The sequence below is a fragment of the Cypionkella sp. genome, assembly GCF_030652235.1.
GTDB lineage: Bacteria > Pseudomonadota > Alphaproteobacteria > Rhodobacterales > Rhodobacteraceae > Cypionkella.
In genome coordinates, this window is record NZ_JAUSBA010000047.1 from 1 (window position 1) to 16,174 (window position 16,174).

The window sequence follows — 16,174 nt, forward strand, 5'->3', positions numbered from 1 at the left end:
GTCAGATGGTTTCCATGGCCATATCTCTTGGGGCGTCGAACCGGTTCCCGTGTCGCAGAACGCTCCACGCGGTTCGGGCAAGTTTGTTGGCCAGCGCAACGGCTGCCTTGTTGCGCGGCATGCGCTTCACCGCTTCGCTCAACCAGGCGCCGAAGCTGAGCGCAGACCACCTGTTCTGACGCATCATGATCAGCGTCATCGGCCCATCGAGCTGGGGCTGACGCGCAAGCGGCGCTGCAAATAAACCGCGATTTCCACGCGTCAGGCAAACCTCTGCGCCGCCATCTTGCCTCCCTATCTCGCGAGCACCCAATGAAAGGTCTTTCCTGATGCTACGCCTTTTCTTCAATCCTTGGCCATTTTCACCCTTCGACGAGGCACGCGAGGTGCTTTGTGAGATCGATGCGGGGCCTGAGCCGGCTGTTTTAGCCAGCGCACCGGTCCTTGATCGGTGGCAACCCATCCTTTCGAGCAAGATCGAGGTTCGACTTACAGGCAATTGCACTGGCCACCCCACACTCGGCCGGTCGAAGCGGTGGATCGTGACCAGCCCATTGCTAGGGCTTGCCCCGGATTACACTTGGGCGCGGACTTTCAGCCGTTTCTACAGGCTGGATCAACTTGCGGGTGTACTGGGGGCTTGCCTCCCACCCGATGTCCGTTTCCCGGCGCGATGCACCGCCCTGCCACTCGAGCAGGTGCATTTCTTACTCAATATTTTGAGCCGCGAGATCAGAGATGCCGACGGCTAAAGGTTGCGCGGTGCTCGCCCACCAGCAGATTTCCCGACCGTCAGGATGGTGTCGCCCATGACCGCTCACGTCATCTCGACCTATCCAACGGCACGCACCAAACCGACGTGCCGAGGTGGAAGCGACGCGTTCGTCGTGGCGGCCAGCGCCCTGCGACGGCGTCGGATACGGGGCTGGTTTCCGGCCCTCGCGTATCCCTTCTATTCTTTGGAAAGACCCGCCATGCCCATCAAGCCGCCTCTAAGACCGAACAGTCAACTCTCGGCAAATCGCGTACGAATCCTCGACCCCAAGCTGTTTGTGCCAGAAGAATCGGAAGTGCAGAAGCGGCTTGCCGCCTCCCTGCTGATCCGGCGCAACCGTGAATCGGAGTCGCCGTTGGAAAGCCTCAACTTCCATGATCGCCAGCGAGCGGCGTCGCACGCCAAAGCCTGGGTCCAGCGCAAACAGCAGACTGCGCGGATTGATCGGATCAATGACATGCAGGCGCGGAAACGCATCAGCGAACTGGCATCAGGCGGAGCGCAATTGGCAGGGCCAACGACCGAGACCCAGATCGATGAAATGATGTCGGCCATCCACGTTGCGGCACCATGGCTGAGCGAAGTGACGACCTTTATCCTGCGCCATTTGCGCGATCGCCTGCGCTCTGGCCAATCCGGCCTTGTGCTTCCGCCGATCATCTTGGTTGGCAGCCCGGGGGTGTCAAAAAGCTGGCTTGCGCGCGAACTGGCGCGGCTTGGCGGGGTTCCCGTCCGCCAAATCGACGTCGGCGGTGGCACGGCGGGTTTTCGGATCAGCGGCACTGAAAAAGGATGGGGCACAGCGTGCCCTGGGGTTCCTGTGGAAACCATCCTCGCAACTGGCACTGCAAACCCTTTTTTGATTGTCGACGAGATCGACAAATCCGGTCGCATGTTCGGCGCATCCGGCAACAGCAGTACCCTTTCGACTTCGCTGCTGCAGGTCCTGGAGCGCGGCACCGCCGCCGCGTTCGAATGCCCCTGTTATCGCGTCAGCTTCGATCTGTCCTATGTGAGCTGGATTCTGACCGCGAACACGCTTGAGACAATCTCGGAGCCTTTGCTCGACCGCGCCCGCGTCTTTCATATTCCTGATCTGACGCTGGATGACATCCTTTACCACTTCAATCGAATGACTGCCAACCACTCGGATCCCGAACTTGTAGATCTCGTTCGCAAGGCGGTTTTGGTCCGCTGGAAGACCAAGGGCAAGCTCGGGCTGCGACGGTTGAACCGCATGATCGAGCTGCTTCAGGCGGACCGCGATGTGCTGCTGTTGAATTAAGCCGACCCTGAAAAGGTATCGTGAGCGGATGCAGATTTGCGTGCTGTGCAGAACGTGGACGCACAATCTGAATGTGTGCGGGTCGGCGACGCGACGAAGCAACTGCTCCATTCGATGACGACAAATCCTAGGCACCGCAATCCGCCACCAAGAAATCCGGTCAAGATATTCAGCGCAATGCTCGACATGAAGGAACATTCGATGCTCTTCCTACGAAATGAAACTAACCCTCATCTTACCAGATCCATCATTTCCGGCGATCAGACATGACGCGCGAGGCCGATTTCATCCGGCCATATGCACGGCGCATCATGCTGCTTACGCCTCAACTTTTCAGTGACGGTCCGTGGGACCCAGTGAAAACCAGAGATGGTTTCGGCTTGGAATGTGGCCCAGGGTGGTTCTCCTTGATCGAGAAAACCCTGATTAAACTTGCCCGCATCGCCCGCGAGGATGGCTTGAATCGGCTGCGCGTAAGGCAGGTCAAAAAGAAGTTCGGCGGGCTCCGGATCTATCTATCCTGCAGCAACGACCGTGTTGACGCAGTTGTGGCGGCAGCCCAACTTCAGTCACTCAAGACCTGTGATCTTTGCGGTGGTGCAGTCCTGACGCCACCGCCTCAGACTGGTTGGATCGTCACCCGCTGCCAGGCCTGCATTGTGGGGAAAGCAAGGGCCGCAGATATCCTGCAATCCACAAGCTTGGCCTACGGTCCTGAGGAACAGACGTACAGAGTATTGATCCTGTCTGACTTGCATCTCGATTTCTGGCTGGAGGGCAACGAAGAGCCGCTACCCGGCTTGGACAGTCAGGTCTTCCGCAGCATCGATCTGGTAATCCTCTCTGGTGATCTGACAAATAAAGGCCATGTCCGGTGGCGGATAGCGTTGGAGTGGTTAGCGGAACGGGTCAGCCTGGACAAGATCTGGGCCTTCCCGGGAAATCACGATTCTTAAGGCAGCGTGATCGACCAAGATGAAAAGCTGCGCAGCATCATCGAAAACTTCGGCGGGCATTATGCACAGAAAGCCGAAATCAGGTTGGGTGGTCGCCGCTTTCTCTGCGCGACATTGTGGACTGATATGCGTCTCGACGGTGATTTGAATGAGAACATGGCCCAAGCCGCGAAAGTTATGAACGACTACAAGTACATCCGCGTGGCCGCGCGGGAGTATGCAAGGCTGCGTCCGATAGATACCATTGCTTTGCATCGTGATCATCTAAATTGGCTCGAAACTGCCCTCGCCGAACCCTTCGACGGCGACACTGTGCTGGTTAGCCACCACGCGCCGCATCCCGACTGTTTGACATCGAGGCATACGTTGCCGGCGGCCTACGCAAGTGACCTAACCCAGATGATTGAGCGTCACCAGCCCACGATCTGGGCGCATGGACATGTGCATCAGCGAAAGGATTTCTATCTAGGCTGCACACGGATTATGAATGTGGCGCTCGGATATCCACGAGCCTTGGACGCTGAACAGCCTAAAAACGATCCGCTGGCAGGGCTGATCACATGGGTCGGGCCGAAATCGACAAACTGATGGCCAAGATCAAGCAGCTTAACTTAGCTGCAAAGATAACTTGATCGGCATTTTCGGCCCAAAGCGGTCGGCCGACCTCGGTCATGTTGCGAGGCGGTGTCCTCCAAAGCTGACACTCGAAACATCGAGCAACATTTCCCTCTCGGGCGGGCATGTGGCGCATATTAGACGCGCTTGTCTTGCAGCAGAGGCAGGTCGGCGGCGCAGGTTTCCGTGGACGACTTTGCTTGCTGGACCACAAAGCGATGACACGGAGCCCGCGACCTCGGGCCTCATCCAATTGACTCGCTTGCACCGGTGCATTAAGTAGCGCGCAAGGTGCCGGTCACCTGCCGCCTGCGGACGCAAGTCACGGTGAAGCCCGGATCGCGACGACATCTCACCCTCGAAGCATTTCGCGTGGTGGGCAATGCAGGCTCCCATCCATACTGAAGTGCCTCATCAGAGGAGTGAGCGATGTCTGTCCGGCACGCTGTCCCACAGGACAATCCATTTCTGACCGCCCCCATCGGGCGGCTGTTTTTTGCGAACGCCCTTCCCATGGCCGTGGTCATGTCGATGGGTGGCATTCTGAACGTGGTCGACGGCGTCTTCGTCGGGCGCTTCATCGGGGCCGAGGCGCTGGCGGCGGTCAGCCTTGCCTTTCCGGCGGTGATGCTGATGTCCGCGTTGGCGTCCCTGGCTGGCGGCGGCATGTCAAGCCTGCTTGCTCGATCTCTAGGTGCCGGGGACCGCGTCGCTGCGGCCCGGGTCTTTGCCGGGGCGCACGGGTTGGTGTTGCTGATTTCGGCCGTTCTGGTGGTGCTGTGGGCGGCCTTCGGCCGGGCGCTGCTTGTCGAAATGGCGGCCGGGAATACCCAGCTTGCCGAGACGACGTGGACTTACCTGTCCTTTCTGATCTGGGCTGCGCCGGTCCAGCTGGTACTTGGCCTGCACGCTGACGCATTGCGCGTCGAGGGCCGTGCGGGCACGATGGCCGCGCTTTCCGTCTTGGTGAACCTGCTCAACATCGGTGCGAACTGGCTGGGGATCGTCGTCCTTGGCCTTGGGATTGCGGGCTCCGCCCTGGGAACTGTGGCGGCGCAGGTCCTTGGCCTCGCGCTGGTTCTGGGCCTGCGGGCGCAAGGAAGGGGGCTTTTGCCGCTTGGGATCCTGCGGCAGGAAAGCTGGATCGCGAACTGGCGGCGGATCATCGCCCTGGGCCTGCCCTTGTGTCTGAGCTTCCTCGGAATCGCCTTGGTCGCCAGCGTGGCGATGCTGGCGCTGCGGCATCACGCGGCAGACTATGACAGGCTGATCGCGGCCTATGGCGGGGTCACACGGCTTCTGAGCCTGGCCTTTCTGCCGCAGTTGGCGATTGCTTTGGCTTTGCAAGGCATCGCGGGCCAGAACGCCGGGGCTGGGCGGGACGACCGGGCCAAGGCGGCGCTGCGGCTAGCCATGACTGCGGCCTGTCTGTGGTGTGGTGTGGTGGCGCTGACTGGGCTGTTCGCGGGACAAGTGGTCGGCGGCTGGTTCAGCAGCGATCCGCTGGTGACCAACGCTATTGTCGCAATACTTCGGCCCATGCTGGCGCTTTACGTTTTCGCCGGACCGATCCTTGTGCTGGCGATGTATTTCCAGGCTTTGGGTCAACCTGGACGGACGGCCGCGCTGACCCTTGTGAAGCCCTGGGTGCTGATGCCCATTCTGATCCTTGGACTTTCCGCCTTTTACGGGGTCAACGGCATCTGGCTGGCCTTTCCCATGGCGGACGGGGTTGTGCTGCTGATTGCGCTGGTCATCGGACGTGGCATCCTGCTGACCGGGAAAGCCCCTGGTCTGGAGGGTGTGGCATGAACATAGACGAGGCCAAAGCGCAGGCAAAAGCCCTGCGCGCAGCTCTTCAGGCCCAAGGCAACGCCATTAGCCATGCCCAGGCGCTGGAGTTGGTTGCCCGCCAGCACGGCGCCAAAGACTGGAACACGCTCCATGCCAGGTTGGCGCTTACCAATGCGCCGCCCGAACTTGGCGTTGGCGACCGGGTCCGTGGGCGCTACCTCGGGCAGGCTTTTGCAGGCCGGGTCATCGGCCTGTCGGGCCCCTCCACCCATCGTCAGATCGAAATCCGCTTCGATCATCCGGTCGATGTGGTCCGGTTCGAGAGCTTCTCGAACCTTCGCAACCAGGTTCGGTCTGTGATCGACGAAAACGGCCGCTCGCATCGCCACACTTCGGACGGCGTGCCGCAGTTGATCGTCGGGAGGGAGAGTGGGTGAAAAGGAGTGATCGACCGAGGTCCGCAGCCCAAGAGCAACCCTGCTCTTACTTCTTGCGGGGTGCGGCCGCATCGAGATGTCCGGCCCATAACGGACGGTCACCCGGCCTTGACGCCGCTCGGACCCGACGGCGATAGTCAGAAGCGGCGCATTTTTGTGTGCAAATCGACACAGAAACTTGCTGCAGTTCATCTGAATACGGCTTCACTCGCGGAGGATAAACATTGCGCCACCTGTTTCGCGGAATCGTCGTTCTGGTCATGCTCGGGATCGTCGGGGTGGTGGTCGCAATCGTGGCGATTGCGCTGCCCTTTCCCCAAATGCCGCCGGAAACGGATGTGTTCGGCTTTGCTGCCGAGGGCGAGTATAGCGTCAGTGAGATGCCGAAGTTGCAGCAGTTCCGCGCGCGGGATGGCGATGCGCTTGCCTACAGGTTTTATGATTCAGCGAGTGATCGGATCCTCATCTTCATTCATGGCTCCTCCTATCATGGTGGCAGTTATGATGAGCTGGCGACCTATGTCAGCGCGGCAGGTGCCGCCAAGGTCGTCCTGCCGAACATGCGGGGACACTACTTCTCAGGGCGACACCGGGGCGACATCGAATATATTGGCCAGTACGAGGACGACATCGTCGACTTTATCCGCGAATTGCGCAAGCAGGGCCACATGGGGCCAATCATCCTGGGCGGCCATTCAAGCGGCGCTGGCTTCGTGCTGCGCTTTGCGGGGGGGCTGGGTCCGCAGCAAGAAGCTATTGCGGGCTATATCGCCTTGGCTCCGATCATTCTGCGCACAGCCGCCGTGCGGGGTGGCAATGCGGGCGGGTGGAACGTGATCGACTTGCCTCGCATCCTGGGGCTTGTGGCGCTGAACGCCGTTGGCGTGCACGGGTTTGACGGCTTGCCGATCATCGCCTTCAACAAGCCCGCCAGCGCCTGGAACGGGACCGAAACCCTTGCCTATTCCTGGCGGCTCAATTCGTCTTATCACCCGCGCAACGACTATGCGTCAGACGTGAGGGCGATGCCCGCCAATGCGTTGATCCTTGTGGGTGACAAGGATGAGGCCGTAGATGGTGTGGCACTGCTGGCTTTGCTGAAGGACGCGGGCTACCGGGGCCGCGCGGAAATCCTGGCGCAAACCACGCATTTCGGCATTTTCCATTCGCCCGAGGCGTTGCAGCGGGTGGCGGATTATGTCGCCAGTATTCCGGAACCTTGAGGGGCACCACGGCGCGCGTCACGAAAACGCCTCTGCCAGAAGATCATAGACCACGCGGATGCGGCGGCTGGTCAACAACTCGCGGTGGGTGGTCAGCCAGAACGGAACGGGCAGGGCCACAAGGTTCGGCAGAACCGGTTCAACGTTTGGTAGGAGAACCGCGAATTCCTTTGGCATGACGCCGATGCCAAAGCCTTGCCGGATCAGCTCACCGGCCACCACGCCATTGTCGGTCACCACCTTGAACTGCGACCGTGTCAGGGCAAGGCCGCAGGAATTCAGTCCGGCGATCAGCCGCTCCACCGGGGCAAAGCCGATGAAGGTGGCGTCTAGTAGGTCGGCGGCGGTCTGCGGGCGGCCATGCCGGTCCAGATAGCTTTTCGCTGCATAGAAATGCGCCGATGACGTGCGGACCAGTTTGGCGATCAGTTCCGGCTGGTCCGGGCGGGCGTGGCGGATGGCAATATCTGCCTCGCGCCGCCGCAGATCGCGGATGTCGTTCGAGGCGAGAACCTCAATCTCGATGCCGGGGGCCAGTTCTTTCAGGCGCATCAGAATGGGCGGCAGGAAATAGGCGGCAAGCGCGTCGCTGGCAGTGATGCACACCTGGCCCTCGATCGCCTGAGACTGGCCCGACGCGGCCAGAGCAATACCCGCCGCAGCATCCCCCATGGCGCGGAACTGGTCCAGCAGGTCTACCCCGGTGGGCGTGATCGCCAAAGACCGCCCAACCCGGTCGAAGAGGACGACACCCAAAGCCTCCTCCAGTGCTGCCACCTGCCGCGACAAGGTGGGTTGCGTCAGCCCCAAAGAACGTGCGGCGGCGGACAGGCTGCCCGCTTCCGCCGTGGCAAGGAAGGCGCGGGCTTGGTTCCAGTCAAAGGGAAAGGTCTGCCAATTCATGCGTTTTTGTATAACGCAAAGCCGGATTTCCGCAATTTCTTTCGATCCCGCGCATAAGTAGACCGCTGCGAAAGGAGAATGATCATGCAATTCAAACGACATCTCATACGGCAAGGCTGGCCCATAGCGGCAGGGCTTTTGGCTCTGAGCGTTATCCCGGTCGCGGCCGGAGTGGTGCGGCTGGTGTCGCTGGCCACGGGTGAGCCCGTCACCGTCGGCAACGCCCGGTTCTTTGCGCATCCGCTTCCCGTCCAGTTACATATCGTGTGGGCCAGCCTGTTTTGCGTGCTGGGCGCTTTGCAGCTCTGGCCCGGCTTTCGCCGCCGCTTTCCGCGCTGGCACCGTATGGCCGGGCGAATGCTGGCCCCCGCAGACATTGTGGCGGGCCTGTCTGGCCTGTGGATGAACCAGTTTTACCCCTACGGTCCGAACGACGGCCTGCTGCTCTATTTCTTACGGCTGTTCTTTGGTGCGGCCATGGTGCTGACCATGGTTCTGGGGATCGCCGCCATCCTGCGCCGCGACGTGGCCCAGCATCGCGCCTGGATGATGCGGGCCTATGCCATTGGTCTGGGGGCTGGCACCCAAGCCGTTACACAACTTCCGTGGATCCTGGCTGTCGGCCTGCCGGGTGAACTGCCAAGGGCGCTGCTGATGGGGGCTGCATGGGTTTTGAACCTTGCCGTCGCCGAATGGTTCATCCGCAGGCAATCGGGAGCTGCGTTCGGTGCCGCTATCGCGGCATGACCCAGCTCTTGCACCGAACCAAACTCACATACCTTTCGAACTTCAAGAGAGCACGCACGAAATGAAAAGCCTATATATTCTAGTACTTTGCCCCATGGTCATCCTGTCTGCCTGCGCCGATATTGGTGCCAGCTACCAACCGATCCTTGACGGGGCCCCAAACGCATCTTTCCAGTCCGATCTTCAAGCCTGCCAAAATCTGGCGCGGGGTCAACATCAGCTTAATCAGGATACCATGGGCTCGGCTGCGGCGGGCGGTCTGCTTGGTGCCGCGATTGCTGACCACGACGAGAGTGGAACTGCCGTTGAGGGACTGGTCGGCGGCGCTCTTATTGGCCTCGTCGGCGGTGTGTCCAAGTCGAAGGACAAGCGCGAAGCGATCGTGGTGGACTGCATGAAAGGCCGTAGCCACGCTGTGGTTGGTTAGCTGTTCCACGCCCGCAGCCACACTGGGGCTGATCGGCGGCGCAGCCTTACTGGCAGCTGGTATCGCCGTCATGTTCGGGTCCATCGAGGTCAGCTCCATAGTGCAGGCGATTGCGACCGTGCCGGAATTCTTGTGGGAACTGTCGCTGGGCATCTGGCTGATGGTGAAGGACTTTGACAGCGCTGCCCTTAAAATGTTGGATAAAACTCAGATGTGACAAGGGCTGAGCAAAGCTAATTTTGAAGACTAAATCCATAGACTTCTTCACGATCAACCTTCGCTTGCCCGATGAAAGTGGGTTAGATCTGGTTTGAGAACTGAGGCGTGCTCCTCGGCAAACAATCTTATCCAGTCATCCGTCATTTGCAATTGTGCGAGTGCGAACGACGGCTCTCCGCCCCTTGCGCTGATGGGTCTCGCCTGAACGTGCCCGGCCCAAAGCTGGCGCCCAGCTCGGGGCTATGCTGTGTGGCAGCGTTCACCAAAGCGGTCCTTCAGACCAAGTGCAGTGAAACTGTCATTGCCAGAGACTGTGCAGAGCGCGAAACAGAGAATCTCCTGCGAAAGGTAGACGACGATCGCCAAGTCATCGCCACCCAAAGACGGCAAGTTTCTGGGCGCGATCAAGCACAACTCAGATGAACACAACGATTGATGCGCGCTGAAGAGTGATGCTTGCCTCGCAATTTTATGCACTCAGTTTTCTGGCACTCAGTGAAAATCGCGACTCGGGAACAGTTTCTTGGCCTGCTCCCGCGGATGGCGCGCTGAGGATCTGACGCTGCCGCCAACGGGACGTTTTGTTTCATCCGCCCGTCCATCATTGGCGTCGATGATCACGGGGCGACCGAGGGTGGCCAGCAAGGGCGAGACATCCTCAACCCGCTCGGCGATCAGATGAGTGGTGGGGCCGTCGCGTTGAATGCGGCCGGTGACGCGAACCAGTCGCCCGGCGATGACGGCTTTGCGGAACGCCTCGTAGACCTGCTTCCAGACAATCACATTTGCGGGGCCGGTCTCATCTTCCAGTGTTAGGAAGATCACGCCCGCAGCGGTGCCCGGCCTTTGGCGGGTGATGACCAGACCGGTGATGGTGACACGGCCCTTCGCCTGCGATAGGCGCTCATGCGGCAGGCTTTCCGGCAATCGGGGCCGCAACAGTTCCATCGGGTGGGCGCGCAGGGACAGGCGCAGCGACAGATAGTCCTCGATCACCTCTTGGCCCAGTGTCATTTGCGGCAGTGTGACAGCGGGTTCTGCGACGCCTTCGCCATCCGGGCCAAACAGCGGGAGCGGAGCCGGGGCCTTCAACGCTTTGGCGGCCCAGAGCGCATCACGACGGGTGAGGCCAAGGGCAGCGAACGCGTCCGCTTCCGCCAGACGCTCCAGCGCGTCGGGACGTATGCTCGCCTTGCGCCAGAGGCTTTCGACATCAGGATAGCCGTTGCCGCGCGATGCCGCGATCCAGTTGGCGTCCTCTTCGCGCATGCCTTTGATTTGGCGAAACCCCAGCCGCAGGGCCAGCCTGCCATCCGGGCGCAGTTCCAGCGTGCAATCCCAAGCCGAATGGTTGACTGAGATCGGTCGTACCTCAACCCCATGATCCCGGGCATCACGCACCAATTGGGCGGGGGCATAAAATCCCATCGGCTGGCTGTTCAGCAGCGCGCAGGTAAAGACCGCCTGATGATGGCATTTGAGCCAGGCTGAAATATAGACAAGCCGCGCGAAACTGGCCGCATGGCTTTCGGGGAAGCCATAGCTGCCAAACCCCTCGATCTGCGCAAAGCAGCGCGCTGCGAAATCGGCGTCATAGCCACGCGCCAGCATCCCACTGACAAACCGATCGCGGAAAGACCCGATGGTGCCCATGCGTTTGAAGGTGGCGAGGCTGCGGCGCAGGCGGTCCGCTTCCGACGGGGTAAAGCCCGCCGCGACAACGGCAATCTGCATCGCCTGTTCCTGAAAAAGTGGCACGCCATAGGTGCGGGCCAACACCTCCATCAGGGCGGGGCCGAGGTCTTCGACCTTTTCTCGTCCCATGCGGCGGTTGATGAAGGGATGCACCATGCCGCCCTGAATCGGGCCGGGGCGGACGATGGCGACCTCGCACACCAGATCATAGAATTTGCGGGGTCGCATCCGGGGCAGAAAGTTCAGCTGCGCCCGGCTTTCCACCTGAAACACCCCGATCGCATCGGCGCGGCAGAGCATGTCATAGACCGGGACATTTTCGGACGGAACATTGGCCAGCGTCAACGATTGCCCATGATGTTCGGCCAGCAGCGTAAAGGCCTTGCGGATCGCGGTCAGCATGCCAAGCGCGAGGATATCAACCTTCAAGAGCCCCAAAGCGTCGATGTCGTCTTTGTCCCATTCGATGATGGTGCGATCCTCCATCGTGGCGTTTTCGATGGGGCACAACTCGTCCAACCTCCCGTGGGTGATGACAAAGCCGCCGACATGCTGGCTGAGGTGGCGGGGAAACCCGATGATCTTGCCGATCAGCTTGGCCGCCAGCACCATGCGACCGTCGGTCGGATCGAGGCCCGCGTCGCGCATCCGGTCTTCACCGGGGGCGGCAGAGGACCAGCCCCAGATTTGGCCCGACAGGCGTGCGATCACATCTTGCGACAGGCCCATGACCTTGCCCACCTCTCGGATGGCCGCGCGGCTGCGGAAATGGATCACCACGGCCGTCAAGCCTGCGCGTTCACGGCCATAACGCGCATAAATCCACTGGATGACTTCTTCGCGGCGTTCATGTTCGAAATCGACATCGATGTCCGGCGGTTCGCCGCGTTCCTTGCTGATGAAGCGTTCAAAGATAAGGGTGATGGACTCGGGGGGCACTTCCGTGATGCCGAGAAGATAGCAAACGACCGAATTTGCGGCCGAGCCGCGCCCCTGGCAGAGGATGCCCTTTGAGCGCGCGAACTGCACGATGTCATGCACGGTCAGGAAATAGGGCGCGTAGTCCACCTCGCGGATCAGGGTCAGTTCCTTCTCGACGCGGTGGATGATCTTGGGCGGCGGCCCAGCTGGATAGCGCCAGTGCAGGCCCGCACGCGTCAGGCGTTCGAGGCGGATCTGGGCAGGTTCATTATCCCTTGCCTCGTCGGGATACTGGTAGCGCAGATCGCCCAAATCAAAGGCACAGCGGTCGGCGATTTCCACCGTTCGGCGCAGGGCGGCGGGGTGGCGATGGAACAGCCGCGCCATTTCGGCACCCGATTTCAAGCGGCGTTCGCCATTGACCAGCCTCTGCTCGCCAATGTTGTCGATGGTACAACCAATGCGCAGGCAGGTCAGCACATCGGCCAATGGACGGCGGGCAGAGCGGTGCATCAGCACGTCGCCGACAGCCACCATGGGCAAGTTTGCCCCTTGAGCCATGACGGCCAGCCGGTCAAGGCGGGTCTGATCACGGCCATCATAGCGAGGGGCAGCCCCCAAGAAGCACTGGCCCGGAAAGGTGCGGACAAGGCCAAGCAAGTCGGCGCGGGTGGTCTTGGGATTGGGGTCTTCCAGCGGGTCTGGTGGCAGCGCGATCAGGATCATGCCTTGGCCCCAATCCAAAAGATCGGCGCGTTTCAGGTGGCATTCGCCCTTGGGCGCACGCCGTTTGCCCAAGCTAAGCAGTCGGGTCAGGCGGGACCAGGCCATCAAATCTGTCGGCAGCGCCAGCCATTCGACAGCAGAGTCGGTCAGCACCAGTCGCGCTCCCGCGATCAGCTTTGGCAAAGGCGAATTGGGCAACTGCGGCGCATCTGTATCGCCGGTGAAATGCGGCACAGTTTGGCGACTGGAATGATCGGTCACGCGTTGCGACCGGATCATCGGCCCATCCTGCGCGGCCTCGCTGAAAGCATGGGCCTCGGCGCGCAGCCGCGTGAGTTCCTTCAGCGCTGAATAGGCACGCACCACGCCTGCAAGTGAGTTGCGGTCAGTAATGGCAATAGCGGCAAGACCCAACTCGGCGGCGCGGGTGACCAGTTCTTCTGGATGCGAGGCCCCGGTGAGAAAGGTGAAATTCGAGGTGACGCACAGTTCGGCATAGGGGGTCATGCGAATTCACCCTGCATGTACCAGTCTTGCGTCTGCGGCGTAACGAACAGCCAAAGGCGCGGACCTTCTTGGGTATCAATGCGCCAATAGTCCCGCAGGCCGCTGCGCCAAGCCGGATCATCGAACCACCATTCGGGCGTAATGCGTTCGGGGCCAGTTGCGCGGAGGGTGGTAAAGCGCATCCGCCGCCACCGAAAATTGGCGGGCGGGGTGCCAGAGGCCGCCGTCACTGGCTCGGGCGGAAACAGCGTGATCGGTCTGCCGGGACCACTGCGCTGCGGGATCGGTTCGGGCGACGAATAAGCGGCGGGCGCGATCAGGAAGCTGCGTTCCGGGATCAGGCTAGTCGCGGGCAAAAGCCGCTGAACGCGGTCAAAACCGATCCGGTTGCCGATCGAAGAGAGAAGGTCGGCCAGCGCATCCTCATGCCGGATGGTCGGGCCATCGCCGATCTGCCCCGTCACCTGCTCTGGGGCCATGGCTTCGGTCAGCGGAGCGGAGAGTCGCAGCCCATCGATGCCGAATCCGGAGTCGATCTCGTCCACGCCTTTGGCGAACAGTGCTGCGATGCGAATGGGGTCGCGCATCGGGCGGGCCAGACCGATCTCGACCACTGCTGAGCCGGAATCTACTCTGCGCAGTTCGAACCGCACCCGTCGCGCGCCCATGCGGTGCAGGGTGAGTTTGGCACAAAGCCGCTCCAGCAGGCGCGCAAGGCCTGCCATCACATCGGATTGCAGCCCAATCGGCTCGGGCAGGGTCATCCGCACCCCGAAATGCGGCGGGTCAGGTTCCGCTGCAACCGGCTCTGCCTGTGCGCCGAGCGCCTGATCCAGCCGCAAGACCAGCCCCTGACCGAAGCGCCGTGCCAGTGGCGCACGCGGCAGCGGGATCAGATCAGAAATCCGGGACAGCCCCATGCGGGCGAGTGCTTCTGCCGTGTCATGATCCACCCGCAGCGCCGTCACAGGCAGGTGCCCGATACCGATCGCCAGACTCCCATCAGCGACGATGCCGCCGCCGTGGCGGGCCAAGGCGTGGGCGGCCCCCCGCGTTCCGGCAATGGCGGTGACTGTGGCAAGGCCTGCGCGGTCCATCCGGGCCTGAAGATCCTCGCGCAGTTCCACTTCGCCACCGAACAGATGCGACACGCCGGAAATGTCTGCTATCAGGCCATCGACGCCATCGGTCCCGACCATCGGGGCATAGCGCCCCGTCCAGCGGCGCAATGTGGCAAGAGCCGTCGCCTCTCGTGCCAGATCGGCGGGGCGGGTGGCAAGATCGGGACAGATGGCGCGGGCATCGGCCAAAGTCATGCCCCGCCGCAGGCCGCGTGCCATGGCGCATGGGTTCACGCAATGCAGATGATCGGAATTGCCCGACCGAAGGGTCAGGGCAAATGGCCCCTCAATGGGGCGGTTCCGCAGGCTCGTGTCGCTCGCGAGCCTCGGAAACCATATGGAAAGCAGCCGACGTGCCATTCCAGTTCACGGTCCAATGTGCAAGTGTTCCATTTTTGTTCTTGTTAAGGCTCCACCGCTGCAGAGTCGAGTCCGCTGCGGTCGCAGGAAGTGGTTCGCAATTCCAACGTGTTTCCGTGGCGTTGCTGCCTGCCTCTTGGCGGATCAGCATCAGACCAGAAGTGCGCCCGGCTTCGGCGGCAAGTTGCAATCTGCGGCCAACGGTCAACGCCAAGGGTTTTTGCGGCTCCGCGATGACCAGACTGACCGGGTCTGCGCGCAGCGCCTCCTCAACGCACCAAAGCAGATCGGTCTCTCCAACCGGCCTGATCAGATGCAGCCGCTCGCCCACACCGCGCGGTAGACCGCGCAGCATGGGCATCTCTGGCGCATGGGAAGGCAGGATCCAGACCAGTGGTCCCGGATGGCGCGCCGCCTGAAACAGCGCAAAGGCGCGGCGGCCCCGGCCTTCGGCCTCATGCACACGTTTACGCAGCAGAGAGAACGGATCACCCGGGACAGATTCAGGCCGCATCCTCGCGCACCCCTTCCGCCACTATTTGCAACATCCCATCTGGCAAGGGCCGTTGCAGTTGCAGCGCTTCGGGTGCAGGTACGGTGAGCCAGCGCTTCCATTCTTCGGGCTTCGTCAGAATAATCGGCATGGCTTTTGGATGGATGAGCGCAAGCTCGCGGTTGGGCGCGCAGGTCAGGAAGCCAAACAACTCCGCCGTCACTTCGCCCTCCCTCAGCTTGCGCACCGAGGTCCATTCGGTTCGGATGCCTGCGAAAAACGCCAGCGGCCGATCTGCGCCGAGGGCAAACCAGACCGGATGGTTGCGCGGGGCACCTGGGCGGCTGTCGATCTCGGAAAAGCTGGTGAAAGGTACAAGGCAGCGGTTTTGAACCCCCAGCCAACGTTTCCAATGCGAGGACGCCACATTGCGGATATTGGTCACGCCCGGATCGGTGCGCTTGCCTTCCAGAAACACCTGCGGCGTCGGCATGCCCCAGCGGGCTTTTGTCAGTTGCCAACCGCCGTTCGCACCGTGCCGGATGATCGGTGCTTCATAGTCGGGGAAAATGCCTGCCATAGGTTGCAGGTTGCCGACCAGATCCACAAAATCCTCATCCTCTTCGGTCATGTCGTCGAAAACATGCCGCATCGCGTCTTGGCTTTTGGTCTGGGAATAGAGATTGCACATGGGCTGATCCGGAATCGGCAACAGGATAGGAGTAGATAGGAACATTGGAGGAACATTTGATGTTTGGAAAGTGGTACATTCTGCAGCCGGCGCCAAGATGGTTTGATCGGCCCTTATGTATGTGTCGGCTGCTGTTCGCAATTGAGAATTTGGCACGACTTCGGAAATCGCTCATATGTATCCGGCCTGTTGATCGGCTCGCGGGCCGTGGCCTTGATGGGGTTACGCACGCGCCTTGGTCTCATTAGCGGCAAGGTCTTTGCTGACCATAAGGGCCGT

Annotated in this window: 15 protein-coding genes and 1 pseudogene; 10 read left to right on the forward strand and 6 right to left on the reverse strand. The window is 61.1% G+C overall.

Annotated elements, in window-relative coordinates; genetic code table 11:
• Nucleotide 1: 1 nt before the first annotated feature.
• Nucleotides 2-193 (reverse strand): annotated as a pseudogene (locus Q7V03_RS16750) (IS110 family transposase); the annotation flags it as partial.
• Between the two features lie 136 nt (nt 194-329).
• Here Q7V03_RS16750 and Q7V03_RS23925 point away from each other — a divergent pair.
• The 7 genes from Q7V03_RS23925 (at nt 330) to Q7V03_RS16780 (ending at nt 7,085) form a co-directional block, all read left to right on the forward strand.
• Entirely contained in the window at nt 330-752 is a 423-nt protein-coding gene (locus Q7V03_RS23925; RefSeq protein ID WP_370651154.1) for a DUF6634 family protein, read from the forward strand.
• A gap of 57 nt (nt 753-809) precedes the next feature.
• Nucleotides 810-2,060, forward strand: a complete 1,251-nt coding sequence (locus Q7V03_RS16755) for an AAA family ATPase (protein ID WP_304926737.1) — start codon at nt 810-812, stop codon at nt 2,058-2,060.
• Between the two features lie 266 nt (nt 2,061-2,326).
• Nucleotides 2,327-3,016, forward strand: a complete 690-nt coding sequence (locus Q7V03_RS16760; protein WP_304926738.1) for a metallophosphoesterase — start codon at nt 2,327-2,329, stop codon at nt 3,014-3,016.
• A 6-nt stretch (nt 3,017-3,022) separates the two neighbouring features.
• Nucleotides 3,023-3,604: a hypothetical protein gene (locus tag Q7V03_RS16765; protein ID WP_304926739.1), complete on the forward strand. Its 582-nt coding sequence runs from the start codon at nt 3,023-3,025 to the stop codon at nt 3,602-3,604.
• Nucleotides 3,605-4,060: 456 nt separating this feature from the next.
• Nucleotides 4,061-5,443: an MATE family efflux transporter gene (locus tag Q7V03_RS16770; RefSeq protein ID WP_304926740.1), complete on the forward strand. Its 1,383-nt coding sequence runs from the start codon at nt 4,061-4,063 to the stop codon at nt 5,441-5,443.
• Entirely contained in the window at nt 5,440-5,862 is a 423-nt protein-coding gene (locus Q7V03_RS16775; RefSeq protein ID WP_304926741.1) for a glyoxalase superfamily protein, read from the forward strand. Before Q7V03_RS16770 ends, Q7V03_RS16775 begins: the two co-directional genes overlap by 4 nt.
• A 224-nt stretch (nt 5,863-6,086) precedes the next feature.
• The gene (locus Q7V03_RS16780) at nt 6,087-7,085 is read left to right on the forward strand and encodes an alpha/beta fold hydrolase (protein WP_304926742.1); all 999 of its coding nucleotides are present in this window, start codon (nt 6,087-6,089) and stop codon (nt 7,083-7,085) included.
• A gap of 18 nt (nt 7,086-7,103) precedes the next feature.
• Here Q7V03_RS16780 and Q7V03_RS16785 read toward each other — a convergent pair whose 3' ends face one another.
• Nucleotides 7,104-7,988 carry a LysR family transcriptional regulator gene (locus tag Q7V03_RS16785; RefSeq protein ID WP_304926743.1) on the reverse strand — a complete coding sequence of 295 codons (885 nt, stop codon included), beginning with the start codon at nt 7,986-7,988 and terminating at the stop codon, nt 7,104-7,106.
• A gap of 84 nt (nt 7,989-8,072) precedes the next feature.
• Here Q7V03_RS16785 and Q7V03_RS16790 point away from each other — a divergent pair, with 84 nt between their 5' ends.
• The 3 genes from Q7V03_RS16790 (at nt 8,073) to Q7V03_RS16800 (ending at nt 9,379) form a co-directional block, all read left to right on the forward strand.
• On the forward strand, nt 8,073-8,735 hold the full coding sequence (locus Q7V03_RS16790) for a DUF2306 domain-containing protein (protein WP_304926744.1): 663 nt from the start codon (nt 8,073-8,075) through the stop codon (nt 8,733-8,735).
• A 94-nt stretch (nt 8,736-8,829) separates the two neighbouring features.
• Complete coding sequence (locus Q7V03_RS16795) at nt 8,830-9,162, forward strand: glycine zipper family protein (RefSeq protein WP_304926745.1); 333 nt, start codon at nt 8,830-8,832, stop codon at nt 9,160-9,162.
• A gap of 70 nt (nt 9,163-9,232) precedes the next feature.
• Nucleotides 9,233-9,379, forward strand: a complete 147-nt coding sequence (locus Q7V03_RS16800; RefSeq protein ID WP_304926746.1) for a hypothetical protein — start codon at nt 9,233-9,235, stop codon at nt 9,377-9,379.
• Nucleotides 9,380-9,873: 494 nt separating this feature from the next.
• Here Q7V03_RS16800 and Q7V03_RS16805 read toward each other — a convergent pair whose 3' ends face one another.
• From Q7V03_RS16805 to Q7V03_RS16820, 4 genes are read right to left on the reverse strand one after another with little or no spacing between them, the layout of a single operon-like run.
• Complete coding sequence (locus Q7V03_RS16805; RefSeq protein ID WP_304926747.1) at nt 9,874-13,230, reverse strand: error-prone DNA polymerase; 3,357 nt, start codon at nt 13,228-13,230, stop codon at nt 9,874-9,876.
• The gene (locus Q7V03_RS16810; RefSeq protein WP_304926748.1) at nt 13,227-14,711 is read right to left on the reverse strand and encodes a DNA polymerase Y family protein; all 1,485 of its coding nucleotides are present in this window, start codon (nt 14,709-14,711) and stop codon (nt 13,227-13,229) included. Before Q7V03_RS16810 ends, Q7V03_RS16805 begins: the two co-directional genes overlap by 4 nt.
• Nucleotides 14,638-15,225, reverse strand: coding sequence for an ImuA family protein (locus Q7V03_RS16815; protein WP_304926749.1), 588 nt, complete (start codon nt 15,223-15,225; stop codon nt 14,638-14,640). Before Q7V03_RS16815 ends, Q7V03_RS16810 begins: the two co-directional genes overlap by 74 nt.
• Nucleotides 15,215-15,895 carry an SOS response-associated peptidase gene (locus Q7V03_RS16820; RefSeq protein ID WP_304926750.1) on the reverse strand — a complete coding sequence of 227 codons (681 nt, stop codon included), beginning with the start codon at nt 15,893-15,895 and terminating at the stop codon, nt 15,215-15,217. Before Q7V03_RS16820 ends, Q7V03_RS16815 begins: the two co-directional genes overlap by 11 nt.
• Nucleotides 15,896-16,174 lie beyond the last annotated feature (279 nt).